Annotated in this window: 24 protein-coding genes; 12 read left to right on the top strand and 12 right to left on the bottom strand. The window is 65.9% G+C overall.

Translation table 11 applies throughout. The annotated features are described in order from the left end of the window. Positions 1-36 precede the first annotated feature (36 nt). Positions 37-1,110 carry an MrcB family domain-containing protein gene (locus JZ791_RS07290; RefSeq protein WP_216893414.1) on the top strand — a complete coding sequence of 358 codons (1,074 nt, stop codon included), beginning with the start codon at positions 37-39 and terminating at the stop codon, positions 1,108-1,110. Between the two features lie 268 nt (positions 1,111-1,378). Here the strand turns inward: JZ791_RS07290 and JZ791_RS07285 are convergent, their stop codons facing one another. Continuing rightward, positions 1,379-1,822: a hypothetical protein gene (locus tag JZ791_RS07285; RefSeq protein ID WP_216893413.1), complete on the bottom strand. Its 444-nt coding sequence runs from the start codon at positions 1,820-1,822 to the stop codon at positions 1,379-1,381. A gap of 50 nt (positions 1,823-1,872) precedes the next feature. On the opposite strand from JZ791_RS07285, the gene JZ791_RS07280 reads away from it, so the two are divergent. Next, a complete protein-coding gene (locus tag JZ791_RS07280) occupies positions 1,873-2,931 on the top strand; it encodes a nucleoside triphosphate pyrophosphohydrolase family protein (RefSeq protein ID WP_254205335.1) in 1,059 nt (352 codons plus the stop codon). 3 nt (positions 2,932-2,934) lie between these two features. Here the strand turns inward: JZ791_RS07280 and JZ791_RS07275 are convergent, their stop codons facing one another. Beyond that, positions 2,935-3,996, bottom strand: coding sequence for a nucleotide kinase domain-containing protein (locus JZ791_RS07275; protein ID WP_216893412.1), 1,062 nt, complete (start codon positions 3,994-3,996; stop codon positions 2,935-2,937). A 120-nt stretch (positions 3,997-4,116) separates the two neighbouring features. Here JZ791_RS07275 and JZ791_RS07270 point away from each other — a divergent pair, with 120 nt between their 5' ends. Next, on the top strand, positions 4,117-4,395 hold the full coding sequence (locus tag JZ791_RS07270) for a hypothetical protein (protein WP_216893411.1): 279 nt from the start codon (positions 4,117-4,119) through the stop codon (positions 4,393-4,395). 784 nt (positions 4,396-5,179) lie between these two features. Here the strand turns inward: JZ791_RS07270 and JZ791_RS07265 are convergent. Continuing rightward, positions 5,180-6,037, bottom strand: coding sequence for a nucleoside triphosphate pyrophosphohydrolase family protein (locus JZ791_RS07265; protein ID WP_216893410.1), 858 nt, complete (start codon positions 6,035-6,037; stop codon positions 5,180-5,182). A gap of 97 nt (positions 6,038-6,134) precedes the next feature. Between JZ791_RS07265 and JZ791_RS07260 the strand changes: the two genes are divergently transcribed. From JZ791_RS07260 to JZ791_RS07245, 4 genes are read left to right on the top strand one after another with little or no spacing between them, the layout of a single operon-like run. Continuing rightward, positions 6,135-6,407 carry an acyl carrier protein gene (locus JZ791_RS07260; RefSeq protein WP_216893409.1) on the top strand — a complete coding sequence of 91 codons (273 nt, stop codon included), beginning with the start codon at positions 6,135-6,137 and terminating at the stop codon, positions 6,405-6,407. Next, complete coding sequence (locus JZ791_RS07255) at positions 6,404-6,772, top strand: helix-turn-helix domain-containing protein (protein ID WP_216893408.1); 369 nt, start codon at positions 6,404-6,406, stop codon at positions 6,770-6,772. The genes JZ791_RS07260 and JZ791_RS07255 overlap by 4 nt, the downstream gene beginning before the upstream one ends. Further along, entirely contained in the window at positions 6,769-7,698 is a 930-nt protein-coding gene (locus JZ791_RS07250; protein WP_216893407.1) for an ImmA/IrrE family metallo-endopeptidase, read from the top strand. Before JZ791_RS07255 ends, JZ791_RS07250 begins: the two co-directional genes overlap by 4 nt. Then, the gene (locus tag JZ791_RS07245) at positions 7,695-8,489 is read left to right on the top strand and encodes a thymidylate synthase family protein (protein WP_216893406.1); all 795 of its coding nucleotides are present in this window, start codon (positions 7,695-7,697) and stop codon (positions 8,487-8,489) included. The genes JZ791_RS07250 and JZ791_RS07245 overlap by 4 nt, the downstream gene beginning before the upstream one ends. Before the next feature lie 37 nt (positions 8,490-8,526). Here JZ791_RS07245 and JZ791_RS07240 read toward each other — a convergent pair whose 3' ends face one another. From JZ791_RS07240 to JZ791_RS07215, 6 genes are all read right to left on the bottom strand, one after another. Continuing rightward, complete coding sequence (locus JZ791_RS07240; protein ID WP_216893405.1) at positions 8,527-8,757, bottom strand: hypothetical protein; 231 nt, start codon at positions 8,755-8,757, stop codon at positions 8,527-8,529. Between the two features lie 462 nt (positions 8,758-9,219). Beyond that, positions 9,220-11,346: a hypothetical protein gene (locus JZ791_RS07235; protein WP_216893404.1), complete on the bottom strand. Its 2,127-nt coding sequence runs from the start codon at positions 11,344-11,346 to the stop codon at positions 9,220-9,222. 314 nt (positions 11,347-11,660) lie between these two features. Then, the gene (locus JZ791_RS07230) at positions 11,661-12,899 is read right to left on the bottom strand and encodes a hypothetical protein (protein ID WP_216893403.1); all 1,239 of its coding nucleotides are present in this window, start codon (positions 12,897-12,899) and stop codon (positions 11,661-11,663) included. A 513-nt stretch (positions 12,900-13,412) separates the two neighbouring features. Beyond that, a complete protein-coding gene (locus tag JZ791_RS07225) occupies positions 13,413-13,853 on the bottom strand; it encodes a hypothetical protein (RefSeq protein ID WP_216893402.1) in 441 nt (146 codons plus the stop codon). An 850-nt stretch (positions 13,854-14,703) separates the two neighbouring features. Then, entirely contained in the window at positions 14,704-15,057 is a 354-nt protein-coding gene (locus JZ791_RS07220; RefSeq protein WP_216893401.1) for a metallopeptidase family protein, read from the bottom strand. A gap of 19 nt (positions 15,058-15,076) precedes the next feature. Beyond that, positions 15,077-16,210, bottom strand: coding sequence for a septum formation family protein (locus tag JZ791_RS07215; RefSeq protein WP_308162818.1), 1,134 nt, complete (start codon positions 16,208-16,210; stop codon positions 15,077-15,079). Between the two features lie 127 nt (positions 16,211-16,337). Between JZ791_RS07215 and serS the strand changes: the two genes are divergently transcribed. From serS to JZ791_RS07200, 3 genes are all read left to right on the top strand, one after another. After that, positions 16,338-17,597 carry a serine--tRNA ligase gene (serS, locus tag JZ791_RS07210; RefSeq protein WP_216893399.1) on the top strand — a complete coding sequence of 420 codons (1,260 nt, stop codon included), beginning with the start codon at positions 16,338-16,340 and terminating at the stop codon, positions 17,595-17,597. A 280-nt stretch (positions 17,598-17,877) separates the two neighbouring features. Next, positions 17,878-19,758: a putative bifunctional diguanylate cyclase/phosphodiesterase gene (locus JZ791_RS07205; RefSeq protein WP_308162816.1), complete on the top strand. Its 1,881-nt coding sequence runs from the start codon at positions 17,878-17,880 to the stop codon at positions 19,756-19,758. 65 nt (positions 19,759-19,823) lie between these two features. Next, entirely contained in the window at positions 19,824-20,861 is a 1,038-nt protein-coding gene (locus JZ791_RS07200) for a Gfo/Idh/MocA family protein (RefSeq protein ID WP_216893398.1), read from the top strand. Between the two features lie 4 nt (positions 20,862-20,865). Here the strand turns inward: JZ791_RS07200 and JZ791_RS07195 are convergent, their stop codons facing one another. Together JZ791_RS07195 and JZ791_RS07190 are read right to left on the bottom strand one after the other, a co-directional pair. Further along, positions 20,866-22,404, bottom strand: coding sequence for a Rieske 2Fe-2S domain-containing protein (locus JZ791_RS07195; RefSeq protein WP_216893397.1), 1,539 nt, complete (start codon positions 22,402-22,404; stop codon positions 20,866-20,868). Between the two features lie 40 nt (positions 22,405-22,444). Beyond that, positions 22,445-23,335, bottom strand: coding sequence for a hypothetical protein (locus JZ791_RS07190; RefSeq protein WP_216893396.1), 891 nt, complete (start codon positions 23,333-23,335; stop codon positions 22,445-22,447). A gap of 78 nt (positions 23,336-23,413) precedes the next feature. On the opposite strand from JZ791_RS07190, the gene JZ791_RS07185 reads away from it, so the two are divergent. Together JZ791_RS07185 and JZ791_RS07180 are read left to right on the top strand one after the other, a co-directional pair. Beyond that, positions 23,414-24,187, top strand: coding sequence for a lysophospholipid acyltransferase family protein (locus tag JZ791_RS07185; RefSeq protein ID WP_216893457.1), 774 nt, complete (start codon positions 23,414-23,416; stop codon positions 24,185-24,187). Positions 24,188-24,219: 32 nt separating this feature from the next. Then, positions 24,220-25,005 carry a lysophospholipid acyltransferase family protein gene (locus JZ791_RS07180; RefSeq protein ID WP_216893395.1) on the top strand — a complete coding sequence of 262 codons (786 nt, stop codon included), beginning with the start codon at positions 24,220-24,222 and terminating at the stop codon, positions 25,003-25,005. A 79-nt stretch (positions 25,006-25,084) separates the two neighbouring features. On the opposite strand, the gene JZ791_RS46435 is transcribed toward JZ791_RS07180, so the two are convergent. Then, positions 25,085-25,930 (bottom strand): AraC family transcriptional regulator, encoded by an 846-nt coding sequence (locus JZ791_RS46435; protein WP_216893394.1) that lies wholly within the window; start codon positions 25,928-25,930, stop codon positions 25,085-25,087. Positions 25,931-25,948: the final 18 nt, after the last annotated feature.

Raw genomic sequence — 25,948 nt, 5'->3', positions numbered from 1 at the left:
GGAAGCTTGTCGGTGGTCGCGCGTAGCGTCTTGCTGATGGAGCTCGCTGACATGCTGACCGAAGTGTTGACCCTGCAGAAGGCCTGGACGTCACGCAGCGCCGATGTAGCTATGGTCCGGCGCCGAGAGCTTGTGGAGGTGAATATTCCACAGTGGTTGCAGCACGAACTGGCCACCTTCCCGACCTGGATTGCGAAGGGCAGCAACGGCAAAGGGGGAGCAGCTGAGGTCCCGTGGACCCGGATCTTTGATCCGGAGAGCAGTCCGAAAGCTGGGATCGGTTGGTACCTGGTCTACCTGTTCGACATCAAAGGCGAGTCGGTGTACCTATCCTTGATTCAGGGCACGACGCAGTGGAACACGGTCCGCAAGGACTTCGACTATCTGCCTGACAAAGTCCTCTCGAAGCGCGTGGCATGGGCAGCTGACGTGCTTGCGGCGAAGGGCCTCCACAAGCGGATTCCGATCGACTGGCTCTCGGATGGGCGGCTCGGCAGGATCTACAAGCTCGGCAGTGTCCATGCGATTCGGTACGATCGAGATGCGATTCCCTCGGACGCACAGCTCCGGGCTGACGTGCTCACCATGGGCCAGCTACTAGCGGCAATCTACGAGGCATCCGCTAATGCCATCTACCTTCCCGGCGAAGTGCCTCCGGAGATCGCGATGGTCGAAGTCGCGGCGGAAGGACGTGACCGGCCGCGGCGTGGCGGTCAGGGGTTCGGTACGAACTCGGTCGAGAACAAGATAGTCGAGTTGCACGCTGTCACCTCGGCTCGGCAGTACTTCGAGGGGCTCGGGTACAAGGTTCGCGACACTGGTAGCAACAACCCGTTCGACCTGGAAGCCACCAAGGGCGACCAGAAAGTTCGTATCGAGGTGAAGGGCACCGTATCGCCAGGCGACCAGATTCAACTGACCTACGGTGAGGTGAAGTTCCAGCTCAAGGCATACCCGAATAACGCGCTGGTCGTGGTTCATTCGATCCGGCTCGATCGCGCCCAGACTCCGCCGAAGGCTTCGGGAGGTATTCGTGAGGTGATGCAACCGTGGGTGCTCGACGAGTCTGCGCTACAGCCGATCTCATACAAGTACACAATCAGGGGGTAGATGGTGTGGCATCCGTGACGGAACTACACCACACCTGGGGGAATTACCTGACGGTTGATAATCGCGGTTCAGTGCGATGTCGGTGCGTGCGGTCGCAGGTTGGGTACGTCGACGGTCGTGTCTACGCATGTAGTCACCGGACCGCGGAAGCGCGCTAAATCTGGCAGTTGTGCGGAGTCGTCGAAGTTGTGCCGGACGGCATCGTTGCGTATGCATCCGCTGGAGATGCAGCCCACAGGGTGATCTGTCAAGAGCCTTTCAGTGACGGCTAGTGTCCGGCGATGGTCAATATGCCGGCGATGACGAACAGCGTGAGGGAGAGCTGCATTCCTTCAATGATGAAGCGGTAGGAGAACAGTCGGCTCGCTCGTGCGTCGCGGGCTGCTTCGATAAGTCGCGGGCTGATGTTGTCCTCGGTGGAGGCGCGGGCATCCTCGAGCCGAAGTAGCGCGGCTTCGGCGACCTGAACCAGCTGGCGAGTACGCGCATCCAACAGTGCGAACCCGATGCTCGCAACCGCGCCGGCGATACAGACGCCCGCGGCGACCGCCGGCATCCGGCCGATCCGGGCCTGGACATAGGCGGCACCGAAGAAAGTCACTGCGACCAGCCAGAAGTTGACCAGCTGCATACGTTGCCCGGCGTGCAACGCGAACCAGTTCCACGCATACGCCTGAGCGTCCGAGGTCGAGTCCGACACCTCACGAATCATGCGGTTTGCCCCTGGATGCAGGTAGTGGGACCGTGAAATGACAATCGATCATGCAAAAGGGGTGGATGATGGATTTCGACGACTACCAGACCGAGGCATGGGCTTACGACCAGCAGCGGGAGGGTGACCAGGGCCGTGCGCTGACGATCGCTCTGCTGGGACTGGGCGGCGAGGTAGGGACCTTGCAGACCAATCAGAAGAAGTTGGTCCGTGACGGCCCCGTCCATCTCGATCGTCACGCACTCGTGGTCGAAGACCTAGGCGATATCCTGTGGTATATCGCCGATACCGCCACCTGGCTGGGAGTGGGCTTGGACGAGGTGGCACGTGCGAACCTTTCGAAAATCGCCGCGCGCTGGCCACGCCACACCAGCCAGCCCTCGGCGATCTCGAGTTCGTTACCCGCTGCGGTACCCTCTTCGCCTACACACCGGATCGGTCCGGCACGATTGTTCGACGGCGCCGATGTTCCGGACTCCCAGCGCCTGCCGCGGCGTCTGGAAGTCCACATCGCCCCCTTTCCCCACAGTGATACCGACACCGACGGACTACCGCCGCGGGTATTGCCGGTTCATGACGGCCGACCGTGTGGAGATCCCTTGGGTGACAACGCTTACCGCGAAGATGGTTACCGCTACCACGACGTGTTCCACCTCGCCTACCTCGCCATCCTGGGGTGGAGCCCGGTGATGCGGGCACTGCTGAAGCGTAAAAGGAAAGCCAGTCCGCTGGTCGACAACGTCGAAGACGGCGGGCGCGCGATAGCGATCGAGGAAGGCCTGTCCGCCTTCATCTTCGAAGCGGCCGGACGCGCCAGCTATTTCACCAGTGCGTCACTGGTCGACAGTGAAATCCTGCGCCTGTGCCGTCGGATGACAGCGAATCTCGAAGTCGGCCTGTGCACCGAAATGGAATGGGAGCGCGCCATCCTCGACGGCTTCCGGGCCTGGCGTGCGGTGCGAGAGCACGGCGACGGTTCGGTCGTCTGCGACCTGGACGCCCGAACACTGGTGGTTCGTCCGCTGACCGCCACGGAACGCGCTCGTCATGCACAAGTGTGGGCTCCCGCGATCGGCGACCTCCGAGCGCGCGATCAGGCAGATCACTAGAGCTCAGCCGAGCTCCCATTTCGGTGGGAACCAAGCACCGACCCGATCGGGCACTGGTGCGAACAACTGCTTGATGCGAGTGCGGCCACTGCGCCCGGCAATGTCGGGGTGCATGACCCGCGCGTACTTGTCCACCTCGCAGAACAGGTTCTGGCAGTCGATCAGCTGCAGAGGTCGACGCCCGCCTAGGCCGTCGAATCTCAAGCCCAGTCGCTGGAAGTGCGGCTGCTGGTGCTCGGCCATGTACCGGATCACCTCCGATTCGATACCGTCGGCCTCGGAGCCGAAGCATTTGCGGATGCCGTCACGAGCCCCGGGGCCGGGCACGACGAATTCCATCTCGTCGAATTCCAGCGCGCTGGAATAGTTGAGGTCGATCGCGAACTGATAGGCCAGGAAATCCCCCATCGCCGGATAGTCCAGCAGGGTGAGGAACACCTGCTGCAACGACGTCGCCGCCGCCAGGTGCTCGACCAGCCCGGTGGTCATCATGTGTTGCAGCAGCCGCAGATGATTGGTGTGTTTGCGCTCGGCCCCCAATCGTGGTGGCGGCACGACGTACGCGGCCGAATACAATTTCACACCGCGGGCGAATGCTGAGGTCAGGACCTCGTCGTAAGCGCGCAGATCGAACTCACGCCAGCTCACCTCACCGAACGCCTCGGTCAGCAACTGCCACGTGGACACTCGGTTGAACAACTTGAACAGCAGCGTGCGGAACACCACCTCGTCCAGATCCTGGGACCCCTGGTAGGAGACTTCCCGGATCAGAAACTGACTCACCCGATCAGCGGCGCGGTAACAGTTGGTGAAGCGGTGCCGCCGCAACACCGGGTCATCGGTCCACGGACCCGCCCGCCCGGCCAGCCGGGCCTCGTAGATGGCCTGACGGCGCGCGGCGAAATACCAATAGGTATCGAACACCGGCGTCGGGTACACCGTCCGTCCGCCGATCCGCAGACCCTCGGGCAGGGGCGCGGGACGGTGCGTGCTTGACGGCGAGGCCGTGTCGGAGACATCCAGATCGAGCTCACCTTGGGTGGAGACCGTCGCTGCAACCGCCATTCGCGTTTGTCCTCCTTTATGCGTTACACGATTCGCGTAACGCGTTACATTATAGAGGTGTCACATGCCGAAAGAGACGCGATCCGGGAGCGATCGGCAGCGATTTTCGGTAACCGCTACATGGTCGATGTTGCCGCCGCGATCGCCGATCTCGCAGCACGCTCACCCGGCGGCATCACCGTCCGGATGATCCACTCACAAACCCGGATACCGGATGGCCAGGTCAAACAGGTCGTCAAACGGCTGGTCGAGGCCGGACTCCTGCTGGAACTACCCCGCAACACCCCACGTGCGCCTCTGTATCACGCGATTGACTACTCCGGCGGAAGCTGGGTGGCGTTGGTCCAGACGTGCCGGACCTTCCAGACGACGACCACCGATTCGCAGGTGGCGCAGTAACAAGACGGGCCCGGGGCACCCGTGACGATACCGACTGGACGGATAATCGGCCCACGGCAGTATGCGCCCGAGTGAAGTGGCATCCCGGTGGCCGGGGCGCCGCCGTTACTGCGGCTCACACCGGGATGGCCCGCACAGCGAGCAGCTCCTCATCCGCTCACGCCCGGGACGACTCGGAGGCCGATGGTCGGGGAACCCCGATGATCAATGGACCGAAACCGAGCTGTCCGGAGGGAGGATGGCGTAAGCCATTGCAAGGCAACGCTATACGGTGTCCTTCCGAGGGTCCGCGAAACTCTACAACAATCTGAATCGATGGTCTGCCACCTACCCGCTCGGGGAACGACCAGCCCCGCCAAACACAAAGTTCTCTTCCGACTCGATCACGCGGGCAACCTATCCATGCGGCTCCCACGCCGAGCTTTACCACCTGCCCCAACCTCGGATTAATAGGGCATGCACAGGATCTGTCAGTTGAACAACCCTGTGATCAGCGCGCCGCATTCGCATGACGCGCTGATCGGTGCCAGGGAGGAAGATAGTCGACGTGAGTTGCCGGTGTGCGAGCTGGAACTCAAAGAGCCACGATGGCAACCGATCTGGGCGCCGTGCACCCGGTCGTCGCCGACCGCGTCCACATGCTGACGGCTATGACGGCTCGAACGTCTCACAGGGCACGCTCATCGGCCGAGCTGGCGGGAACGATGACCGCACCGGCACAGTGCCGGATGACCGAGTCCGGGTGCGCCTCCCACAGGATTTACGGACACTACGCGAGGCGATCTCATGCTTGCGGCAGGTACCGCAGCGTGCGGTGGTCGGCGTCGAATTCGACCGCGCCGCCGCCGTGGGCCAGCAGCTGCCGGAACATCGCGTGCCCCTGCAGGATTGCCGATTCCCACTCTGCGGCGGAGCGTACGCCGACTTCGAGTGTGGCGGTCATCAGCGTGATGGAGTCCAGGATGGCCTGGTCGAGCCGGGTGATGCCATCGAAGTGGTTGTGCAGCGAGGCGTAGGTGAACACGAACGAGGAGACGCCTTCCTCGATGACGATCCCGCGGCCGCCGTCTTCGGCCTCGTCGATGTCGGCCACGGACTTGCGTTTGCGCCGCAGCAGCGACCGGGTCACCGGAGACCAGCCCAGAATGGCGGCATAGGCCAGGTGAAACACGTCGTGGAATCGGTAGCCGTCCTCGTTGAGCGCGTTGTCGGTCAGCGGGTTACCTACCTGCCGGCCGTCCATGTGGACCTGGACTTCCCAGCGGCCTGCCGCATTGCGCTGCTGGCTGAAGATATAGGTTCCGCGGCGAGGCAACTGCTCGTCGGGCGGCACGGAGATGTCGAGTTGGTGGCCCGGGCTCGGTAGCCAACGGGCGCGAGTGCGGTGCAGGTTCGCCTGCGCGATGTCATCGAGGTCCAGGCCGACGTCGTCGGCGATGGCGGCGACATGCCACAGGATGTCACCGAGTTCCTCGCGGACCTGCTTGCGCCAGCCGCCGAACGCCTCGCCGTACCGCATCCGGGTCTTGGACACCGAGGCCATCGCACCGGTCTCGGCGCACAACCCGATGAGATGTGCGGTCAGGTCGATGTCGGGCTGGTTGGTCTCACGCGCTCGCCGCTGGTACTCACTGAGCTTCATCCGCTCTCCTACGATGGAAGATCAAACAAGCTGTCGGGATACCCGACAATGATGTACTATCGGACATGATGTTGGCAAACCAGACAAGGTGGTGGTGATGACCGAGGCCGAAGTGTCCAATCTGATCGTGGATCTGCTGGCCGAAGACGCCGGCTGCGATCCCGGGCAGCTGTACGCCGAGCTCGCCGAGCTCGGTGAGGATCTGCCGATCGACTCCTTGCTGGCTGTCGACATCCTGGCGCGGGTGCAGAAAGCAACCGCAACCTATCTTCCGGCCACCGAGGAAACCGCCCGCGCGATGCGCTCGGTGCGCGGGTTCGCCCGCGCGGTGTGCCGCAGGCTCGATGCGCAACGAGAGGACACCGCATGAGCAGCGTGGAACCCGAAAGCGTGGAACCCGAATTCGATCAGTCCGAGCTGGCCCGGCGGCTCAGAGAAGTCCGCGAGTATCTGGGGTTGTCCCAGCAGTTCGTCAGCTCCTCGACCGGGATCGCCCGTTCGGCGATCTCGGAGATCGAACGGGGCAACCGCAAAGTCGACAGTCTCGAGCTGCGTAAGCTGGCGCGGCTGTACCAGTACCCGGTCAGTTACTTCCTGGGCGGGGACAACAGCCCCACAGTGGAGCCCGCCTCCGTGCTGGGCCGGGTCCTGGTCGACCTGACCGACGACGACCACGAAGAGATGCGCAAATTCGCCGAGTATCTCAGCTACACCCGCCGTGCACGGCGCTCGTGACCGGGGTGCTGATGTCCTGGCAGATGGCCAACCGGATCGCGTCGATCGAGGCCGCCCACGCCCACGACGAGTTGGATATCGACCTCGCGTGCACCCCGATCGCCGTCGGACCCGCGATCACCCGCGCCGGGGTGGCATTGATCTGGAGGCCGATGCCTGGACTGTTCGGCGCCTACATCGCCGAGGAGCTCGAACGCGACCCGGGAATCCTGGTCAACTGCAGGCTCACCCGCGCGGTCCGCAGGCATTCCGCAGCCCACGAACTCGGCCACCACCGCCTGGAACACTCCACGGTGCTGGACTGCGGCGCCGGCCACGACCCCACCCTCGAACTGGGTGCGGCGGTCCGGCACTGGACGCCTGTGGAAAAGGCTGCCGAGGCCTTCGCCGCCTGGTTCCTGATGCCCCGTCGGGCTGTCCTGGCCACCCTCGCCGACCTCGACTTGCCTCGGGTTGAACAACCCGCACAGGCCTACCAGCTCGCACTACACCTGGGCACCAGCTACGCCTCCACCGTGCGGCACCTGGTGTCACTGCGACTGCTCACCGGCGCCGACGCCGACACGTGGGCACGCATCGCGCCGTCCAAGTTCAAACGACACCTCGCTGGCGACCTGCTGGACTCCACCCGCGATATCGATGTGTGGCACCTGGGCCGCGGACACCACAGACCCCTGCACACCTCACCCGGCGATCTGCTGCTCGTACCGGCCCCGGCAACAGTCCACAGCACCCGCGGCCCGGTCGAGGTGGCCGCCGAGGGCGATGGCGGTGTCCACTTGCGCTGCACCGATCCCGGCGAACAGCCGTGCCCGGCCACGATCGTGACCGACACCAGCGAGATCACCCTCACCGTAGAGCCCCGCCCCTACGGAATCGAACGCTCCAGCCTCCCGTCACCGATCTCCCCAGGAAACTCACGATGAGTCACTACGTCGACATCACCGCGCACGACCTGTCCACCGCATGGCTGCAGACCACCCTGGCCGTGCACGCCCAGCCACAACGGCGGGCCTTCCATACCGTCACCCGAATCGCCGACACCGCACACCCCGAACGGCTGCGCATCCGCGTAGCAGCGGACGATCTGCTGGCCGAATTCGACCTGCCACCGGTCCAGACCGTCGCCAACACGATCTTCCCGGCCGCCCTCGCCGCACAAGACGCCGACCCCGTCCGGCTCGCAGCCCGCTACCAGGCCCTCTACCCCCAGCTCAAGCGCCTGGAACCGCGCAACAACAAGGGCACCTACTTCCAGCGACTGATCGCCTACCCCACCCCGCACGGCCAGGTGAACCAGCTCGAGCGCCTCATCGCCACCCTCACCATCGAACGCGCCACCGCCGCACCCAAACGCGCCCGCTACGAAACCTCCGTCGATATTCCCGAACCCGATGTCCCCGAACCGATTTCGGTGCCGGTGTACGAACCGCGCCACGACACCTCCGCGATGGCCTTCCCCTGCCTGTCGATGCTGTCCTTCCAGCTCGACGGCACACGCCTGCACGCGGTCGCCCACTACCGCTCCCAGTACCTGCTGCAACGCGGATACGGAAACTATCTCGGCATCAGCCGATTACTGGGATACATCGCCTCCCGCACCGGGCTCACTCCCGGCGCGCTGACCGTCGTGGTCGGCCAGGCCCACGCCGACCGGCTGCGTCGCGACCTCGCACATGCACTGCGCGAGCTGGCCACCGATCTGACGACCGTCTGACCCCGTCCGGCAAGTGATCCCGGGCCGCGCGCACGACTCACCAGTGGCGCGGCGCGGCGGCCTGCAGTCGTGAAGACAACGCCGGGTCGTCCAGAAGCTCCTGGCACGACCTGGCATACGAGAGCAACTCGGTTCCGGCCGGGTCGTGATCTCCGGCTTCGAGCATCTCCGGACTGAACTGCGCCTCGACCCGGACAGTCAGCCGCTCGAGCGCCCGCACAACCAGCAACAATTCACGGTCCGAATCCTGTTCCTGCCCAGTGGTCATCTCTCTCTCCTCATCCAGGGGGTTCACACCTTACGCATCCAGCAAGATGTCGGTGAACCCGCAGCATTCGGCTGGAGTCCCAGACGGACGGAAACCATCTCGGACAGAATTCTCGGGGCGATGCGACTCCGTTCGCCATGCCTACAGCGAGGACGTGCGGCGACCGCTGAGAGGTTTGTTGCGCCCCAGTACGTGCAGGCTCCTGAGCCGAACCAGGAGCCTGTCCACAGGACGTACGGCAAACAGCCGTAGTACTCCTAGTAGGACCGTCACTATGACCTCCCAGTGATCAGCAACCCTGCCGCTGTCACCAGCGAGACTGCCAGCGACGGCGCTGTCAGTGGATGGCTCTCCCGGATCGGAGGATCCGTCTACCTCGGTCATTGAGAACTCCCAGAACTGCAGGAATTCTAGTGAGGGAATAGATTGGCTTCGTTCGCTACTGTGACTGGCTGCGGTTGCTCACGGGGGCACATCACCTGGTGCTAGCACGACGTGCGTGCATTCTTGCTCGGCGTGAGCGCATCGTGCGCAATCAACCTGCCGGAGTCTCTGGTCGCCCGGCGACCGTGCCTTGCATGGGTGCGGTCCGGGCAGGTGTCGCCCGGCGGGACCCTGTAAATCGAGGCTTTCCGGGCGCGGAGTCGTTGGTTTGACCGACTGCGGTGGTACACGGGTGGAGAAGTCGAGGGTCTGCGGTGAGACTCCAATCTGTCTACGGATCAGCGCCTGGGTCGGGGGCGTGGGTGGGCCTGCGGCAACTACCGCGGCGAGGTAGTCCTCGGTCTCGTGTGTCTGCCAGGGGTCGGCGTGTTCGTACCGATCGCGATGTGCGAGCCAGGCTTTCCAGAGGGCGCGCTCGCGGCGGTGGCGCGCGGTGCGCTCGTTGTGCGCGTGGTGCAGAGCATGCGCGTGCGCGATCGAGTCCAGCGTGGTTGGCCCGGGGACTACGGTGCCGTGCGTGTGGACGATGAGTCCGCTGGTGGCGAGGGCGGCGAGGGATGTGTACCCGGTGCTGCGGGTTAGGCGAGCGGTGGCGAACGCGTCGGCGGGCGTGGTGCAGCCCTGGTGCACGACGGCCTCCCACAAGCGTCGGTGCCGGATCCCCAGCACCGACCAGGCGGGATGGACGGGCTCCACTCGGGCGAGGTCGGCTTGGGTGCGGGTTGGGCGCAGACGGCGGCCATTGGTCTGGGGGGTGACCAGTGCGTAGCGATCCGCCAGGACTCCTGCCGCACGACGGATTCGCAGCAGCGGTGCGCCGGGCACCTCACGGACTTCATGGAGCACCTCCCAGACCGTGGTTTCGGGTAGGGATCCGGCCATCAGCGATACGGATCTGCCGCCCAGTTCGACGACCGGCACGCCTTTCACGACCTCGCCGCCTACCGCTGCCGCATACGCCATCGCTTGTAGGACTGCCAAGGCGTTGGCTCGCCGGGGAGATCCGGGCCATTGGGTATCGACCCAGGCGATCGCAGCTGCGAGCCAACGTGCGTGCGTTCTCGTGTACGCAGTTGCGTTCTCCCCCCTGCACCCCCCTGTGCGCTCTTGTGTCTTGTGCACGGACGACCGGAATTCGCGGCCGTGCTGCGCGACCCATCGGCAGGCCTTGTCCCAGTCGCGTGCCATGGCGGCATCGGCCGCAGTCTCGTAGCGGCTGTAGGAACGAGCCAACCCTGCCCAGGAGCCGCCGGCGGCGGGAAGCTGAGCTTGGACGTCGGCACGCGACATCCCCTGCAAAATTGCTGCGGTGAGCACGGATTGGCGCGCGGCGCTGCGGTCGAGGCGACCGTCCTGCGCGCGCCACCGCTGATCGGTGGGCGCAGCGCCGTGCACGGCGAACGCGGTAACCACCGCCGACATGGACGACCAGCGCCGGTGTTCGGTGCGCAGGCGTGCCTGGTCGCCTGTGCCGTCCCACATCAGATCAGCGGCTACGGGCGCGCTGGGAGTGCGCGTGCGCGGTGCGCGCGGGCTGAGCGCGACGCGCGCCGTGTCGTGCGCGGCAGTGCGTGCACGAGCGATACGCCCACCGCTCAGAAGCATCATCAGCCGCGCGAGGAAACTGCTGTCGCTACGTACGGTCAGCGCATCGACTGCGGCATCGAGCGAACCAGACAGAGTGCGGTATCCGCCCTCCTTGCAAGCTGATCCAGGCGGGGTGATGCAGCCGGAGACGTCGCCCAACATGGGCGTGATGTCCAGCGTCGGCAGTCGTGCGGCCAGCAGCCGCACGATCGGCTCGATCTGGGCCTTGGGCACTGCCATTCCGACCGAAAGCGGAATCAGAATGTGCTGGCCGCCGCTGCTGCTGCGGTCAGTGATCGCGCGGCCGCCGCATTCGCTGATCCAGGCAAGGCAGCGGTCTACGTCCTCGGTAACCGCGGTGGGCCCGAGATGTTTGGCGTCGAAGTCCAATGCCAGCAGCCGGGTACGTCGTCGTCGATACAACGGCAGCGCCGCAGGGAATTCGGGGAGTCTCTGGGTGAGTGGCTGGGCGCGGTCGCGAAAGCGACGATGGGCCGGGTTCCATAGGCGCATGGAACGACGTGCTGCGAGCAGTGGGCTCAGACGCTCCCAGGCCATCCGTGCCTCGACGTGTGTTGAGGCCGGATCGGTTGGGGCTATGGATGATTCGGGAAGCAGGAATAGCGGATCCGCGAGTGCGACAGGTCTGCCGCTGGCCGGTACGCCAGCGGTTGAACCCGCATCGCGGCATGCGCTATCATCAGACTTGCATAGCAGCACAGCAGCCTTCGGGTTGCGGCCCTCAGTTCGCACCTGAGGGCCAATGCTTTTCGGTTATCTATTCGTGTGGGTGTGGCGATATGCTCGGCACACCTATCACACGAAGTCCACCGGCATTCACCGTTTTTCGGCGACGAGCCTCGTAGCAGTCACTACGCTGCGCGCGTCGATTGGCCGATAAGATCACCTCCCATCGGATTGGTTCGGAATCCCAGAGTGTCGGCGCATCGAATGAGCCGATCGACGGTGGATCGTTGCCATGAGCCGTCCGTTTCTCGGTTCATCCGAGCCGTGACCGCGTTGGCGTTCATCCCCTGGTCGGCGAGCCGAAGAATCTGCACGAGATCGGGCACCGACTTCAGAGACTTCCTGGTCTCTACCATCCGCACCGCGACCCACCAGTAACGATCCGTAGCCTCATTCCGGTCTTCGGCCACTGAGTTTGTCTCGCCGACAAACGAATTGCCGAGAACTGTCGGGGGCGGCCCGATGACGGTTGGGGCCAGATCGGGCAGAGACGCGACCGAAGTGCCATATCCCCGCGTCAGCACCGGGGCCGGTTGATTGCCGGGAACGTCGGCGGCGCTGTTCGCGCCGGCGACCGCGGCGATCAGCGTGGCGTAGCGCGCAGCGATCCAGGCGTGCACCCACATCAACACCACGACCATCATTGGCGCGACAGCGTATTCCGCCGCCCGCCCGAAGTCTCCTGCGGCCAGGTGTGGCCCGCAGTTCAAGCCCACCGTCGTCAGCAATAACCCGGCCTCGAAGATGATGATTTTGTCGCGCTTCACCTTCCGGCCCAACCGAGCGGCAGCCGCGGACTGAGCCATGATTTCCAGAATCGGCACCGAAACCATCGCTTCGAGCCCGAACGACAAGATCCACTGCAACCACCAGACAGCGCCGGCGGGGCCGACGACGGGCATGAGGTTCCTGCCGACATTGACCGCCGACCATGCCAGCCCGGCCGCCATCACTGCCCGCAATCGCAGCGAAGCCCATGTCGCTCTCCGGTGGAGAGCGGCCTCTTGAGCGTCGGCGTTGGTAGCCCGGTCTCGGCTTGCCCGAGCGCGGGCAAGCCATCGCTGCTGGTGTTCGTCGTGGCGGCGGATCCGCGTAGCTTCCCGGCGGCGCTGGTGCTCTGCGGCAAGATCGGCGGAAAAACTGCGTTCAGTGCGACGGCGATCCTTGCGGCGCATGGCCTTCCGACTGAGGCGTATCTCCTCGATTTCGTCGTCGTCCATCGCATCGAACAGATCGTCGATGTGCTGCAACGGGATTCGACCGCGCGCCCAGGCAACCCGGTCCGTGAGATCCATCTGTGCCTGTGGCGGATCGGGCGATCGCCACAACCGGAACATCGTGTGCGGGCGGGGGATCAGCTTCATGAACGTGTCCTCAGCGCGTCGGAATCGAATGTGGACGTCCCGGACAGCGATACACCAGTTCGCGAGGTGTCTGTCCGTGTCCAACGCCGGGCCTGAGAGCGGCCGAATCGCGCTGAGTGAGCCCGACCTCAACAGGGTCGAGCTGCCCTGATTATGCGCTACTACCGATGCCTTGGCAAAGGGGAGAGCGCGGAAACATCTGTCGCACACCGGACTCGGGCCACGGGACATCCGCTGCACCATGGCGGCGTGAGGAATGCGCGTGATTCCCATGAAAATTGAACCCGAGTACCACGAGTACCCGGCGAGGGTGTGTCGCTGTGGGAAGCTGGCGAGACAGCTCCTCACGGGTCCCTGAGACCGACTACCGCCCAGGCGGGGCGCGATTCCCGACGCGCGGCCTAGACGAGTAGGAACTGTTTCTCGACAGTCGGCTGATCCTTCGTCCCCGTCCTGGGTATGCACGCCGCATGGAGGTTCGGCTGTGCTGCTGGGGAGTCCGGCCGGGTGCAGTCAAGCTACATCGACCAGGGTCGGCGTCGGTTCGATAACTTCGGCTGCACCGAGGCTCTCCGTTCGAGGCAACCCACCGCCGATCATCTTGGCGAACTCCTTGGCGGCGAGCGAGTGCATCGGAATGACCGCTGCGATCATCACCGGTGCGATGCTGTACTCGAAGGACTTCTGAAGGTCACCCGCGATGACATACGGCGTGATATTTATCACAAGGCTCAGCAGCAGTAAGCCGATCTCGATCGGGGCAATCCGAGCCTTCGCGATGACCTGTCCCTCTCGGGAAGCCGTCGTCGCCAAATACATCATCGCGACGAGCGGCAGCGTGATGATCGGTTCGTACAGGTACGCCAGCCAGTAGCGAGGATCCGTCAGCGGCGTGCCCGCCATGAGGTTGTGCTGCACGTTGAACGAACCCCACACCATGCCGACCACAGCCACACCGGTCAGCGTCCGAGACACCCACCGTGAACTCCGAAACAATCGGCCCACCCGTGCCGTGGGGCTTGCCGCACGTCGATACGCGGCGTCGGCATCGGCGTATGCCTCCTCATCGGCTCGCTCGTGCTTGCGCCGCAGCTCTTGGCGGCCGTGAGCATCCCGAGCCTCGTCCAGCCGAGCTGTTCGTGCGAGTGTCCGAATCTCCTCGGCGGCCGCTCGCTCCATCCGCAGCTCGTTATCAGACATGGCCTGGGTCCAAGACGGATCCGCCTGCTCGGCCAAACGCTGTTGCGCGAGCTCCTGCTGTCCTGCGAAGTCGAAATCAGCGGAGAAGGGGTCTGCGGTCCTGGGACCGCGGCGCCGAGTAGGCATGGTGATAATGGTCATGTCGGGAAGCCTTTCTTCCTGGCATCAGCCCCTTGGCGGATGGTCTAGATCCGCTGAGGGGCATTTTTGTGGCCACCTTCGGGAGGGTCTAGCTCCCGGAAGTGGATAGCTATCTGCGGATTCGACCACCCGGCAGAGCAGCGCGTCAACCTCGCCAAACAGGCATTCGAATAGGAAAAGACCAGGTCAGCGCAAGGTGAGACTTCGCGGAGTGGTCTAGTTCAGCCGTGTGGCAAACATTGGGTGATCAAGGCTCGAGTCACGATGATTGCAGGGATCCTCGGGGAATTTCGGGGAAATCTGTGCCGCCGAACCCCGCTCAACGCCGCCGAAACCGACCGAATCGACGGCGTCGAACAGCTCGACACGATTGATTCCCGGGCATCAGATGGTGGCGATCAGCCCATGTCAGGCAGTATTTCTGCTGGTTAAGAATCTTGAATCGGAAGTGTGTGAGGCGGCGTCAGCCCCAACCCAGCTCATGCAGCCGCTGTTCGTCAATCCCGAAATAGTGCGCAATCTCATGAATCACTGTGATCGCTACCTCCTGCACGACTTCATCCCGAGTCGTGCACATCGCCAGAATGGGTTCGCGGAAGATGGTCACGGTGTCGGGCAGGACGCCGCCGTACTGGCTGTCGATCCGCTGGGTCAGGGATATGCCGTGGTACAGGCCGAGGAGGTGGGGATCCCGCCTGTCGCGCGGTTCGATCAGCACAACCACGTTGTCGATGGCGTGTGCCAGCTCGGGCGGGATCAGATCCAGGGCGTCGCCGACCAGCTCCTCGAATTCTTCCGGTGACATCGATACGGTCATCGCGTTCGGCTCCGCGGATTCATCGCGGCGGTGCGGCGGCGCCGGGCAGTGGGGCCGGGGTCGAGCGGCCCGATTTCGGTGGTGGCACAGGCGCTTGGCCGTCGATGAGGATGTTGCCCTTGGCCGAGCCGGTGATCGAGGAGAAGCCGTCCTGGGCGCCCTTGCCGACCAGGCAGTTCAACTTGTGGCTGCCGACCAGCCAGCTGCGGACGTCGAGGTCGTCCCAGAAGACGGTCAGCGTCTTGTTCATCAACGAATCCGCACCGCCCATGTAGCTGCCGGCGACCCGGGCGCACTGGTTCTGCATGAACTTGTCCTGGTCGGTCGCGGCGGGCGGGTCGCCGGTGAACTGCGGGCCGAGATCGACGGTCGAGATCACCTCGTATGCATGAGGTTTGGCGCAGTCGACCGGCTCGTTGGTGGGCAGGTTCTGATTGATGCCGATGCAGGTGCCGGGATCCCAGATGCGGGATTGATCGCTGTCGCGGACCCGGCCGACGGTGTCCTGGGTGGCGTTGCCGGTGGCGCTGACCAACTGCAGGCCGCAGCGGATCGTTCGGTCGCCGCTGGTCCACGCGGGCTCGCCCGGATTGATCATGCCGACCACGAACCGGCCGCGCGGATCGAGCCGTCCGCCCAGATAGGTCTGCGCCGCGGTGACACAGTGCTCGTCGCGTAGTTCGGCGAAGCGCAGCGAATCGGGAAAACGGGTGCCCGGCCCGAACTCCCGGCCCGGATAGTCGGCCAGGTCGATATCGGCGGTGACCTCGAACAGGTGCTTATCCGCGCAGTTGACCTTCGACAGGTCGAGCGTCCGGGGATCGGCCCAGGTCAGGCAGTCGCCCGCCGTCGCGGTGCCGAAGGCGGTATTGACCCGGCCCCCCGCGGCCCCGCCCGCCGGTTCGTGCGCCTCCAGTCCGTGCGAGTTGCGGAATCCGGAGATGGACAACGTCACGATCGCGGCGAGCACCGCGCCCACCGCCACCGCGAGCAGGCCCCACCGCATCTTGTGTGCCGGCAGGTGGGTTCGCCCGGCCGCACGCCGGGGGGTCGGGGACGGCTCGAAGGTCCCGGAGGGGGATTCGTCCCACTCGGAATCGGCTCCCGGCCAGTCGGATACCGATTCACCCCATTCGGGCTCTGGTCCGTGCACGGGCACATGGTCGGATGGCATCGCGGTCCATCATGGCAGCGCCCACCCCACCCCGCCACGATCGGCTCGGCTATTCGCTGTGGACCTGCGGAATATCGGTGGACGAGCCCCGTTAGGCTGAGTACCCATGATCGACCTTCGATTCCTGCGCGAGAACCCCGACGCCGTCCGTGCCTCGCAGCGGTCCCGCGGTGAGGATCCGGCGCTGGTGGACGCCCTGCTCGAGGCCGACGCCGCCCGCCGCGCCGCGGTCGCGACCGCCGACACGCTGCGGGCCGAGCACAAGGCACTGGGCAAGAAGGTCGGCAAGGCGTCCCCGGACGAACGGGCGGGTCTGCTGGCACAGGGCCAGGAGTTGTCGGCCAAGGTCAAGCAGGCCGAGGTGGCCGAGAACCTCGCGGACGCCGACCTGGACGTGGCCCTGCGCGCACTGCCCAATGTGGTCCAGCAGGGCGTACCCGCCGGCGGCGAGGACGATTACGTCGTCCTGGAAACCGTCGGCACCGCACCCGAATTCGACTTCACCCCGAAAGACCATCTCGAACTGGGCGAATCGCTGGGGCTGATCGATATGGAGCGTGGGGCCAAGGTGTCCGGCGCCCGGTTCTACTTCCTGACCGGTTACGGCGCGCTGTTGCAGCTCGGTCTGCTCCAGCTGGCCGCCCAGCAGGCTATGGCGAACGGGTTCACCCTGATGATCCCGCCGGTGCTGGTGCGCCCGGAGATCATGGCGGGCACCGGATTCCTGGGGCAGCATTCCGCCGAGATCTACCACCTCGAGGAGGACGACCTCTACCTGGTCGGCACCTCGGAGGTGCCGATGGCGGGCTATCACTCGGGCGAGATCCTGGACCTGTCGGGCGGTCCGAAGCGGTACGCGGGCTGGTCCTCGTGCTTCCGGCGGGAGGCCGGAAGCTATGGCAAGGACACCCGCGGCATCATCCGGGTGCACCAGTTCGACAAGGTCGAAATGTTCGTCTACTGCAGGCCCGAGGACGCCGACGCCGAGCATCGGCGGCTGCTGGGCTGGGAGAAGGACATGCTGGCCGCGATCGAGGTGCCGTATCGGGTGATCGACACGGCGGCCGGTGATCTGGGCACCTCGGCCGCGCGCAAATTCGACTGCGAGGCTTGGGTTCCCACCCAGCAGACCTATCGGGAGCTCACCTCCACCTCGAACTGCACGACCTTCCAGGCCCGCCGGCTGTCGGTGCGCTATCGCGACGAGAACGGCAAACCGCAGATCGCGGCCACACTCAACGGCACCCTGGCCACCACGCGCTGGATCGTCGCACTGCTGGAGAACCACCAGCGGGCCGACGGTTCGGTCCGGGTGCCCGAGGCGCTCGTGCCGTTCGTCGGACGGGAAGTCCTGGAAGCTGTCTAGGGCCACACACGTGGTCCGCGCCGCGGCGAATCCGGTTGTCGTGGCGGGGTGGTCCGGTTCGCGCAAGGTTGGTAGCTGTTAATTTGCGATTAAAACAAAGGTGGCGCTGTGGATTTACGGCGCGCCCGTATCCAGGCGTCGTCCGATCCACGATCACACCCGGATTGTGCAGCCGGACATGCCAGTTCTCCGCGGACCATGCCGGTTCCCCGAAGACTTTGCCGGTGGATTCCTGCGGATGTCACTACTGCATGGGACAACTGTGTCTAGGCTAGGCAGCGTGCGCGGATTCGGCTCTCGCGGCGATGCCCGGACGCGGGTGCGGACGGTCTCGGCGCTGGCGACGGCAATGGTCATGGCCCGGACCACCGGGGCGTTCTACGTCATGGGTGGGGTACTCGGTCTGCTCATCACCGCCGTCGCCCCAGGTGATCAGGGCAACCGGCCGCTGGTGGGCGGTGCGGCCGGTATCGCGCTGCTGCTCGGCGTCAGCCTGCTGATCTGGGGCCCGCGGCTGCCGCATTCGATCCACCACGGCTACGTCGCGGTGGCCACCGTGCTGGTGACGATCGCGGTGCACTGGTTCCCGAATTCGGTCGGCGCGATCAGCCTGGCCGCGTTCTACGCATTCATCGCCTGCGATGCGGCGATCTTCTTCGCCTGGCAGCGGGTCGCGGCTCATGTCGCGTTCGCGGTGGCGCTGTGCCTGTGGGTGGTGCCCTCGCGCGGTCTGCCGTGGTGGTCGGGCATCATCCCGGCCGGTGTCACAGTCGGGGTCGGCATCGTGGTCGGGATCCTGACCAGGATGGCCTCGAACGCGGATATCGACGTGCTGACCGGACTGTTGAACCGCCGCGGTTTCGACCGCGTGCTGGCCAACGCGATCGGGCACGCCACCCGCACCGAACAGGGGCTGGCGCTGGTACTGGTGGATCTGGACCGCTTCCAGAAGATCAACGATCATCTCGGACATCGCGCGGGCGACGCGGTGCTGCAGCGGGTGGCCGACACCTGGTCGAAACTGCTCGGGCCGGACCAGCGGCTGGCGCGCTACGGCGGCGACGCGTTCGCGCTGCTGCTGCCCGGCACCACCGAACAGGCCGCGATCCTGCTCACCGAGCAGCTGCGCGCGGCGGTCACCACCGGATGTTCGGCGGGCGTGACCTCCTGGCAGCAGGGCGAATCCGGCTCGCTGCTGGTGTCCCGCGCGGATGTCGGGCTGTACCGGGCCAAGCAGGCCGGCCGCAACCGGACGGTGCTCGAGTCCTCCCGGCAGTTGCCGCTGGCGGTGGAGCTGCGCGAGGCGATCGATAAGGGTGCGCTGGACGTGCACTACCAGCCGATCGTGAGCCTGACCGAGAACGGAGCCGGCCGGGCGGTCGGTGTGGAGGCGCTGCTGCGCTGGTCGTCGAGCGCGCAGCCGGACGTGACCACCGAGGGCCTGATCCGGGTCGCCGAGGAATACGACCTGATCGCCGATCTGGACGAGCTGGTGCTGCGCCGGGCCTGCGCCGACGCCGCGCGCCTGCAGGAGACCTTCGCCCAGCTCGACCTCACCCTGAACGTCAACGTGAGCGGCCTCGAGCTGGCCGAATCCGAGTACGCCGAGCGCGTTCTGGGCATTCTGGCCGATACCGGATGGCCCACCGACCAGCTCGTCCTCGAGGTCACCGAGAGCGAGCTGGCCGCTGAATCCCAGACGGCCATCGGCAATCTGAACACGTTGCGCGACCGCGGTGTGCGCATCGCGATCGACGACTTCGGCACCGGCTACTCCTCGCTGAGCCGCCTCGCCACTATTCCGAGCGATATTCTCAAGATCGACCAGAGCTTCGTGGCATCCATCCGATCCGATTCACCGGCCCCGCCGCTGCTCGGGGTCATCGCCGCCCTGAGCAAATCGCTGGATCTGCAGGTGATCGCCGAGGGCGTGGAGACCGAATATCAGGCCGCGGTGCTCACCGAACTCGGTTTCGCGCTGGCCCAGGGCTACCACTACAGCGATTCCCAGCCCGTCGCCGATCTGATCAGCGACCTCAACGATCAGCACGGCCTGGTCGGCGCCGGTGTGCCGGAGCGAGAGTTCTCCAGCAGTGGCTGGATTCCGCTGGACCAGGGCGCCAACCACTACGACTCCGGGTCGTTCGGCGGACCGAACTGACGCGTGCGACCCGCCCCGCCGGATGATCGGGGAAGGGATACGACGATCCGAGCGAGAGGGCAGGTATGGCGGAGCTGGGCGTAGCCGTGATCGGATACGGGTTGGCCGGGTCGGTATTCCACGCGCCGCTGATCGCCGCGGATCCGCGGCTGCGAGTGGCGGTCGTGGTCACCTCCTCGCCGGAGCGGTCCGAGCAGGCGCGTGCGGAACATCCTGGCGTCCGGGTCGTGCCCACGGCGCAGGAGCTGTTCGCCGAACCCGCGGGCATCGATCTGGCGGTGATCGCGACGCCCAACCGCACCCACGCACCCCTGGCCCTCGAGGCCTTGGCCGCGGGCCTGGCTGTGGTGGTGGACAAGCCGTTCGCGGTGACCTCCGCACAGGGACAGGAGGTCGTCGATGCGGCCGGGCGGGCCGGGCCGGCCCTGACGGTGTTCCAGAATCGCCGCTGGGACGGTGACTTTCGTACGGTGCGGCGGTTGATCGAGGACGGCAGCCTGGGGGAGGTGCGCCGGTTCGAATCGAGGTTCGAGCGCTGGCGCCCGGCGGTCAAGGGCGGTTGGCGCGAGGTCGGTGACGCCGCCGACGGCGCGGGCCTGCTCTACGACCTCGGCAGTCATCTGGTGGATCAGGCGCTGACCCTGTTCGGACCGGTGGCCCGGGTGTACTGCGAGCTGGATCGTCGTCGGCCCGGCGTGCAGGCGGACGACGACGTGTTCCTGGCCCTCACCCACGCGAGCGGTGTGCGCTCACACCTGTGGATGAGTGCCGTCGCACCACAGCTCGGTCCGCGTTTCCGGGTCCTGGGATCCGAGAACGGCTATGTGACATACGGTCTGGACCCGCAGGAGAACGCGTTGCGCGAGGGGCGTCGACCGGACGACGGAAAGCCCTGGGGCGCCGTCGAACCCGAGCATTGGGGTGTCCTCGGCACGCCGGGCGAGACCCACCCGACCCCTACCGAGCCGGGCGACTACCCGGCGTTCTACGCCGCGGTGGCCGCCGCGCTGCTCGACGGCGCACCCGTTCCCGTCGATCCGCGGGATGCGGTCCAGGCGTTGCGCATTCTGGAACAGGCACGGGAGTTCGCGGTGGATCGGTAAGGATTCAGAGTCTGCGCGAACGCAGCTCATGCCCCTTGGAGGTCTTACACCGCCCGGACTCCAGGTCCCACTGCCAGCCGTGCAGGTTGCAGGTCAGCGTGGAGCCTTCCACCACACCGAATTTCGACAGGTCGGCCTTCAGGTGGGGACAGCGGCGCTGCACCTCCCAGCCGGCCAGTTCGCACGACGCCGAATCGTCGTGGGCCTCGGAGAACCAGCCGTCGGCGTAGGCGATCCGCTCGTCGGTGAGACATTTGAAGAAGGTGTACAGGAATTCGTTGTAGCCGCCGATGCGCCATGCTTGGAACCGGGTGGACAGGAAGATCGTGTTGACCCAGTCGGGCTCGTGGTCGCGCAGTACCGTGCGCACCAGCTGGGGATCGATGCGGAAACCGTACCGATACCGGCCCTCTCCCTCGATCGGCTCGCGCACCGAACGTTTGGGGAAGTCCAGTACGAAGGTGTCCTCGCCGAGCACCAGACCCACGGGATAGCCGATGCCGTCGCAGATCAGGTCGCTGGCCGCCATGATGGGCTCGAACAGGTCCTTGAGCTGGGGCAGCAGCGGCTCGTCGGCGGACGCGGCCCAGCTTTGCCTCTCCCGCTCGAGCACGGGGGCCAGGCGCTGGGCCATCTTCTCGATGTACCCGGCCTTGTCGCCGTAGATCTCGTCCGGATCGACCGGATGGGACAGCGTCAGCTCGGTCCCGCGCACATCGGCCACCGAACCCGGAATCATCAGCACCCCACCGGCACTGCCGTGGACGCTCATCTGATCCAGGAACACCATCTGGTCCGGGAAGATGTTGCCCTCGTCACCGCGATCGTCGTTGAGATAGCGCAGCTCGTCGTCCAGGAAGACCGGCGGACCGGCCGAGGGCACCACCCAGGTCGCCCCCACCTGCTCGATATAGCTGCGCGCGCGGTCCATACCCCGCTGGCGCTTCTGCTTACCGAAATTGGATTTCGTGCGCGCGGGGATGTCGTACACCATCGGATACCAGATCGCACCCGAATACTGCAGCAGGTGGATGTCGACGTGCCCGAACGCGTCGTGCAGGACGTCCATATCGACCGGACGCGCGTCGTTCATGTTGAAGCACACCGTCTCGCCATCGGCGACGACCAGCCCGGAGTCACCGATCGGCCCGTCGGCGGGGGCCCGCAGCGCGATGACCATGATGTCCAGCTCGCCGCCGGGGCCGGTGACGGTGTGCTTGACCGAATTCTCGGTCTCGAAGAACGTGGTGAACCCCAGCTTCTCCAGCTCCCGGCGCAGATCCGGCACCGGATAGTCGGGCAGCAGGACGGTGGCGTCCTTGTTCACGTGTGCGAGCAGATGCTCGGCGTCGAAGTGGTCGCGGTGCAGATGCGAGACGTAGAGAAAATCACAGTCGCCCAGTTCGTCCCAGTCCAGCTGGGTGTTGTCCGGGAACGGGAACCATGAGCCGAAATACGCCGGGTTGACCCATGGATCGCAGAGGATGGTCCCGGCCGCGGTGCGGATGTGGAACCCGGCGTGTCCGACGCTGGTGATCTGCACGAACTTCCCTTCTGACGTTGCCAGCCACTCAGATTACCGACTACGAGGAAACCTCGCCGATGCAGTAACCCCGTCGAGTGCTCTTCAGGGTGAATGTGAGGTTCTGCTGCTCTCCGGAGGCGGTCAGGACCGGTACCGAGACCCCGATGTAACCCCCACGGGAGGCCCGGGAGGTGATCGACTGGTCGATGAACGACATCACCCCGGACAGCTTGCCCGGATCGCTCGCCAACGGCGCGGCGACCGCCTCCCCGCTGCCTGTGGGATCCCAGCTCGGCGGGCTCGCCGGGCACAGCAGCGGATGGGTGGACTCCTTGTCGGCCGGGTCGAGCGGCGCGCCGGTGGCGCGGTCCAGGTAGCGGCGGACGGTGTGCCGTGCGTCGGCGCTGTCGAATCCGGCCGCCGTCCCCGCCGCGTAGACCCGGGGGCAGGCGTATCCGCTATCGATGTCGACACGCTGGGCGACCACGGTGACGGCCGCCGGGCCCTGCCCTCGCCAGGTGATGGCGGAGCCGTCGTCCACGCCCGGTCGTGCCAGGGCGTCGAGGATGGGTTGTTTGCTCGCGTACATGGATTCCACGTTCTGCGGCGCCATGGTCCAGCAGGCTTTCTCGAGCCGCTCCGGCGACAGATGCTGCAGGTCCATGGCCCAGCGGGTGATGGCGTCGGCGGCCTTCGGATCGCGGGCGGCCAGCGATACGGTGACCTCGAGTTCACCGGGCCCGGGTGGGGGCAGCAGTGGTGCGGGAGCCGCGGAGGTCACCGAGGAGGCGGGCGGCCCGGGATCGTCGGTGCTGAAGTCGGTGCCTTCGATACCGACGTGCGAATCACAGCCGACCAGGCACAGCGCCAGCGCCGCCAGCCCTCCTACCAGTGCATATCGTCCCTGTCGGGGGCCACGGCCACGCGATGCCAGGGCGGGCGAAACCACTGCGACGAACCTCATTCCTGTGCGTAGCTGTGTTTGATTGGGGCCATGAGTTGCACAAACGACTACGCTAGCGGAATTGTGGAACCCTTCTACCGGTCGATCATCGGCCTGGCCCGCACCGTGTTCTTCGCGCAAGGGCTGAAATTCGATGTCCGAGGGGCCGAGCGCATCCCCGCCGTAGGTGGCGCGGTCATCGCCATCAATCACACCGGGTACATGGACTTCACCTACGCCGGGCTGCCCCCGCGTGCCACGAAGCGGTACATCCGGTTCATGGCCAAGAAGGAGGTGTTCGACAACGCGATCTCCGGACCCGTCATGCGCGCCATGCGGCACATTCCGGTGGACCGATCGGCCGGCGCCGACTCCTACAAGGCCGCGGTGGAGTATCTGCGCCGGGGTGAACTGGTCGGTGTGTACCCGGAGGCGACCATCAGCCGCAGCTTCGAGATCAAGGAGTTCAAGTCGGGCGCGGCACGCATGGCGATCGAGGCGGGCGTGCCGATCATTCCCATGACTATCTGGGGCGCACAGCGGGTATGGACAAAGGGATATCCGAAACGCCTGGGACGGACCAACACCCCGATCCGGATCCAGGTGGGTGAGCCGATCGAGCCGGCGTCACCCGCCGTGGAGGATGTCGCCGCCGCGGAGCTCACCGAGCGGCTGCGTGCGGCAATGCAGAAGATGCTCGCGGAACTACAGCAGGGTTATGTTCACGAACCGGGCGCATACTGGGTCCCGGCTCGGCTGGGCGGTGGCGCACCGACCCTGGAGGAGGCCGACGCGATGGATGCCGCCGACGCCGCCGCCAAGGCCGAACGTGCCGCGACGAGGCGGGAACCCGCTTAGCTCGGGTCCGGCCGGTAGGAGGAGTTGTACCCATGGCGCGCGAGCCCGTGTTCGACGTTCTGGCCGGTTTGGTCCGCAGCCTGTTCTGGTTGCAGGGTCTGCGGGTCGATATCACCGGGCAGGAGAATATTCCGCGCGCCGGCGGCGCTGTCCTGGCCGTGAACCACACCGCCTACCTGGATTTCATGGAGGTCGGGCTGGTGGGCCGCGAGTCCGGCCGCAATGTCCGCTACATGATGAAGGCCGAACTCGAACACGGCATCGTCGGCTGGTTGATGAAGCACTGCAAGGCGATCGGCGTGGATCGGGGCCACGGCGCGCAGTCGTACGCGCGGGCCGTGGCCGCGCTGCGCGACGGGGAGATCGTGGTGGTGTACCCGGAGGCCACCATCAGCCGCAGTTTCGAACTCAAGGAGTTCAAGTCGGGCGCGGCGCGCATGGCGATCGAGTCCGGTACGCCGATCGTCCCGATGACCATCTGGGGCGCGCAGCGCATTTGGACCAAGGATATCCCGAAACAACTGGGCCGCAATCATTTTCCCGTCCACATTCATATCGGTGAACCTGTCGGGTCGCCCGGCGGCGAGGCGACGGCGACCGCCGTCGACGCGTTGACCGCCGAATTGCGTTCGCGCATGGCCGAGTTGCTCACCGAGGCCCAGCAGAACTACGAGATGCCGCCGGGCGCCCGCTGGGTTCCCGCCCGGCTCGGCGGCACCGCGCCCACCCCGGAGCGGGCCGTGGTGCTGGAGCACGAGGAACTCGCCCGTCGCCGGGCGGCACGGGAGCAGAAGGCGGCGCGCGAACAGGGCGCGTAGGAACGCCTGGCCACCGTGGATTCCGCCGCCGAGTTCGAATGGTCGCTGCGCCGCCTGCTGGGCCCCGAGTCGTGGGGGCTCACGCGGCGGCGTACGCGGACAGCACGGAGTGGCAGGGGATCGGGGCGGGGAGGTCGCCGTCGAGGAACCGGGTGGGTTGGATGCCCATGAGGGCGCGGAAGTCGGCGGTCATATGGGACTGGTCGTAGTAGCCGACCGCGGCGGCGGCCTGCGACAGCGGGGTCGTCCGGGCCTCGGACATCAGCCGGCGGACTCGGGCGATGCGGGCGAAGTGTTTGGGGGACACGCCGATTCCGGTGGTGAACAGGGCGCGGAGCTGGCGTTCGCTGACCGCGAGGCGGGCGGCGATCTCGGGGATCGGCGCGGGGTCGGTCATCAATGCCGCCAGCGCGGCGGACAGCAGTGCGCGCCGCGAGCGCTCGGCGGAATCGTCGGAAAGTCGCCGGGGCAGTGCGTCTTTCAGTATCGATACGGACTCCGAGAGGGGGCTGTGCAGCAGTCGATCGCTGAATTCGGCCAGGGGACCGGGTAATTCGCCGAGCACCGTGATGCGGTCGGTGAGTTCGGCCGCCGCGATGCCGAGCAGCGGGAGCGCCGCGCCGGGGGCCAGGCGCAGCCGCAGGCAGGTGGCGGGCTCGTCGGCGGCGTTGTAAGACGCGCGGGTGCGCGGGCCGATCACCACGACGTCGCGGCGGCCGGTCGGCTCGTGCCGCAGAATCAGCCGGATGTCGGTTTCCGGGATATGCGTGAACGGCCGCCGGACGGGGTCGAGCATCGGGATATGTCCGGCCGCGACGAACCATGGTCGCAGCGAGTGCGGCAGGGGTATTGCGCGTTCGTACCGTTCCGCGGTGTGTATGCGGTGTCGCGTCCGGGCGGGCGCCGCGGCGAGCGGGGTGGTCACCGGATCCACTGTAGGCGC

Source organism: Nocardia alni (genome assembly GCF_019038435.1).
Taxonomy (GTDB): domain Bacteria; phylum Actinomycetota; class Actinomycetes; order Mycobacteriales; family Mycobacteriaceae; genus Nocardia; species Nocardia alni.
The sequence above is the reverse complement of the archived record's forward strand: the minus strand, read 5'-3'. Positions and strand labels throughout refer to the sequence as shown.

What these genes read in the sequence shown, in the direction of transcription:
- JZ791_RS07220 (WP_216893401.1), bottom strand. Translation starts at nt 15,057, where the DNA reads ATGACCGTATCGATGTCACCGGAAGAATTCGAGGAGCTGGTCGGCGAC.
- JZ791_RS07180 (WP_216893395.1), top strand. Translation starts at nt 24,220, where the DNA reads ATGGCGCGCGAGCCCGTGTTCGACGTTCTGGCCGGTTTGGTCCGCAGC.
- JZ791_RS07265 (WP_216893410.1), bottom strand. Translation starts at nt 6,037, where the DNA reads ATGAAGCTCAGTGAGTACCAGCGGCGAGCGCGTGAGACCAACCAGCCC.
- JZ791_RS07285 (WP_216893413.1), bottom strand. Translation starts at nt 1,822, where the DNA reads ATGATTCGTGAGGTGTCGGACTCGACCTCGGACGCTCAGGCGTATGCG.
- JZ791_RS07255 (WP_216893408.1), top strand. Translation starts at nt 6,404, where the DNA reads ATGAGCAGCGTGGAACCCGAAAGCGTGGAACCCGAATTCGATCAGTCC.
- JZ791_RS07290 (WP_216893414.1), top strand. Translation starts at nt 37, where the DNA reads ATGGAGCTCGCTGACATGCTGACCGAAGTGTTGACCCTGCAGAAGGCC.
- JZ791_RS07200 (WP_216893398.1), top strand. Translation starts at nt 19,824, where the DNA reads ATGGCGGAGCTGGGCGTAGCCGTGATCGGATACGGGTTGGCCGGGTCG.
- JZ791_RS07280 (WP_254205335.1), top strand. Translation starts at nt 1,873, where the DNA reads ATGCAAAAGGGGTGGATGATGGATTTCGACGACTACCAGACCGAGGCA.
- JZ791_RS07270 (WP_216893411.1), top strand. Translation starts at nt 4,117, where the DNA reads ATGGTCGATGTTGCCGCCGCGATCGCCGATCTCGCAGCACGCTCACCC.
- JZ791_RS07245 (WP_216893406.1), top strand. Translation starts at nt 7,695, where the DNA reads ATGAGTCACTACGTCGACATCACCGCGCACGACCTGTCCACCGCATGG.
- JZ791_RS07260 (WP_216893409.1), top strand. Translation starts at nt 6,135, where the DNA reads ATGACCGAGGCCGAAGTGTCCAATCTGATCGTGGATCTGCTGGCCGAA.
- JZ791_RS07275 (WP_216893412.1), bottom strand. Translation starts at nt 3,996, where the DNA reads ATGGCGGTTGCAGCGACGGTCTCCACCCAAGGTGAGCTCGATCTGGAT.
- serS (WP_216893399.1), top strand. Translation starts at nt 16,338, where the DNA reads ATGATCGACCTTCGATTCCTGCGCGAGAACCCCGACGCCGTCCGTGCC.
- JZ791_RS07240 (WP_216893405.1), bottom strand. Translation starts at nt 8,757, where the DNA reads ATGACCACTGGGCAGGAACAGGATTCGGACCGTGAATTGTTGCTGGTT.
- JZ791_RS07235 (WP_216893404.1), bottom strand. Translation starts at nt 11,346, where the DNA reads ATGGCCTGGGAGCGTCTGAGCCCACTGCTCGCAGCACGTCGTTCCATG.
- JZ791_RS07230 (WP_216893403.1), bottom strand. Translation starts at nt 12,899, where the DNA reads ATGAAGCTGATCCCCCGCCCGCACACGATGTTCCGGTTGTGGCGATCG.